The 2,582-nt window shown below is 36.2% G+C and carries 3 protein-coding genes; all 3 read left to right on the top strand.

Annotated features, from left to right (window positions below):
* Window positions 1–1,140 (top strand): Na+/H+ antiporter NhaC family protein (locus Q0505_RS05495; protein ID WP_299209985.1); only part of this gene is annotated, 1,140 nt, incomplete at its 5' end.
* A gap of 184 nt (window positions 1,141–1,324) precedes the next feature.
* Complete coding sequence (gene tpx, locus Q0505_RS05490) at window positions 1,325–1,825, top strand: thiol peroxidase (protein WP_299209983.1); 501 nt, start codon at window positions 1,325–1,327, stop codon at window positions 1,823–1,825.
* A 3-nt stretch (window positions 1,826–1,828) separates the two neighbouring features.
* Window positions 1,829–2,191 (top strand): diacylglycerol kinase family protein, encoded by a 363-nt coding sequence (locus Q0505_RS05485; protein ID WP_299209981.1) that lies wholly within the window; start codon window positions 1,829–1,831, stop codon window positions 2,189–2,191.
* Window positions 2,192–2,582 lie beyond the last annotated feature (391 nt).

Below are 2,582 nucleotides of genomic sequence, written 5' to 3'. Positions count from 1 at the left end.
TATGGATTACAAATCTTAAATCCAACTATTTTTCTAGCGGCGTGTGTGATTATCTGTGCTATTATTTCTATTGCGACAGGAAGTAGCTGGACAACCTCTGCTACGGTAGGGATTGCTCTTATCGGGATTGCGAGTGCATTGGATATTTCTTTAGGAATGACTGCAGGAGCTGTACTTTCAGGAGCGTATTTTGGAGATAAATTATCACCTATGAGTGATACAACAAACCTCGCACCTGCCATGGCTGGAACAGATTTGTTTACGCATATTAAATACATGACATTAACTACGGTGCCTACAATAATTATTACCCTTATTGTATTTATTATCATAGGATTTACGCTGGAACCTTCAGGAACCGCAGATACTGAGGTAATACTAAGAGATATAGAAAAGACATTTACGATCACACCTTGGTTATTTCTAGTCCCAGTGATTGTGATTATACTCATTATCAAAAAGACACCTCCATTAATAGCTCTTTTAGTAGGAACCTTATTAGGAGCTGTTGCCGCCTTAATTTTTCAACCTGATTTAGTAGTTCTAGCCGCAGGTGGAGAAAAGTTGGATTTTACAACAGCCTATAAAGGAGTGATGAATGCGATTACGGTTAAAACGAATATTCCAACTGAAAACGCCATACTAGCAGATCTTTTCTCTGCCAAAGGGATGGCTGGTATGTTGGGAACGATATGGCTTATTATATGTGCGATGGTTTTTGGAGGTGTGATGGATGCTATAGGCGCTTTGGCTCGTATTAGTAAAGCTTTATTAACACTCTTTAATACAACATTTGGTCTATTTGCAAGTACAGTTGCTAGTTGTTTAGCATTAAACCTAACCGCTAGTGACCAATATCTGGCTATTGTAGTACCAGGTAAAATGTATAGTAAAGCATTTAAAGACAAAGGACTTGCACCAGAAAACTTATCCAGAACATTAGAAGATGCGGGAACAGTAACTTCTGTTCTTGTTCCTTGGAATACCTGTGGTGCTTATCAGAGTGGTGTTTTAGGAGTCTCGGTATTGGATTATTTTGTATTTGCTATTTTTAATTGGTTAAGTCCGTTTATGACCTTGCTTTTTGCTGCTTTCAATATTAAAATCCGTCAATTGAAAGATGCTGGGAAAGAAGCTTAATTTTTACTTAAAGGTTGTGCAAAATTCTAACGATTCTTTATTTGCTTTCGCGAAAGCGCACCCATAAAATAACTTTAAAAATAACGGGATATAGCTGTTAATATATTGTTAGCTAACACTACTTTTCTTTGCAAGAACCACGATATTTGCTTACATATTTTTTACATTTACAAAAACACTAATTATGGCATCAGTAACCTTAGGGGGAACCCCAGTAAATACAATAGACAACCTTCCAAAAGTTGGAAGTCCAGCACCTGATTTTACGCTTTCGCGAAATGATTTATCTTCTGTAACCCTCAATGATTATAGAGGTAAAAAGCTAATTTTAAATATATTTCCAAGTGTAGATACAGGGGTTTGCGCACAGTCTATTAGAACCTTTAATGAAAAAGCAAGCGCACTTGAAAACACAGAAGTACTGTGTATCTCTCGTGATTTACCATTTGCACAAGCTCGTTTTTGTGGTGCTGAAGGCATCGAAAATGTAACAACACTTTCTGACTTTAAACAAGGTGAATTTGGAAAAGATTATGGTATAGAACTCGTAGATGGTGGTTTTGAAGGACTACACTCAAGAGCGATTGTAGCCGTAGACGAAAAAGGGAAAGTAATCCATACAGAACTAGTACCAGAAATAGGTCATGAACCTAATTATGAAGCAGCCCTTAATGCATTGTCATAAGTAATGCCCGCCAAATTTATAAAAGGACGTCTTAAAGGATGTATCTATGCTTTTAAAGGAGGAATCCTGTTATTAAAAACAGAAGCGAGTATTCAAGTACAATTTGTAGTTGCCATACTCATCACCATAGCAGGATTTTATTATGATATTTCACCTATAGAGTGGATGATCCAAACCTTGTGTATCGGGATGGTCATGAGTATTGAAGGTCTCAATACCGCTATCGAAGAAATTGCAGACTTTGTACATCCTGACTTTCATAACAAAATTGGAAAAATTAAAGATATCGCTGCTGGTGCCGTAGGCATCGCAGCGCTTATTGCTGTAATTGTTGCAGGAATTATTTATGTACCTAAGGTTTTTTGAAGCAAGCAACAGCTGTTGGTTTTCATATAAACGATCTAGTTCCTAAAATTAAATGTTTATTAAAAATGACTTACAGATAGCCATTCACTCCAAGACGCTCAACTGTACAAATCATTACATATTATAGCTATCCATAATTGCGCTGCGTATAAAAAGCCGTAATTGGGTACCAAATCATCTATAGTTTCGTTTCATATTTGTATTTTTAACCCGCATTATGCTTTATAACTTTGTTATGAAGCCCAAAGAAACAATAAAATATGACGTTTTCTAAGTTTTAGCATAGCAGTTTACCCTGAGCGTAGTCGAAGGTCTATGGCTAAACTTAAAAAAGTAGTGTAATGGTATATTTTGAAGCATCTTCAAGTTGTAATAGATTGTCTAAAGTATA

The sequence above is a fragment of the uncultured Dokdonia sp. genome (assembly GCF_937910895.1).
In the GTDB taxonomy this organism is placed as follows: Bacteria; Bacteroidota; Bacteroidia; order Flavobacteriales; family Flavobacteriaceae; genus Dokdonia.
Note: the sequence above shows the minus strand (reverse complement) of the source record. Positions and strands in the feature narration are given on the sequence as shown.

Bases quoted from the DNA above. Each gene is read 5' to 3' on its own strand.
- tpx (WP_299209983.1), top strand. From the start codon at position 1,325: ATGGCATCAGTAACCTTAGGGGGAACCCCAGTAAATACAATAGACAAC.
- Q0505_RS05485 (WP_299209981.1), top strand. From the start codon at position 1,829: ATGCCCGCCAAATTTATAAAAGGACGTCTTAAAGGATGTATCTATGCT.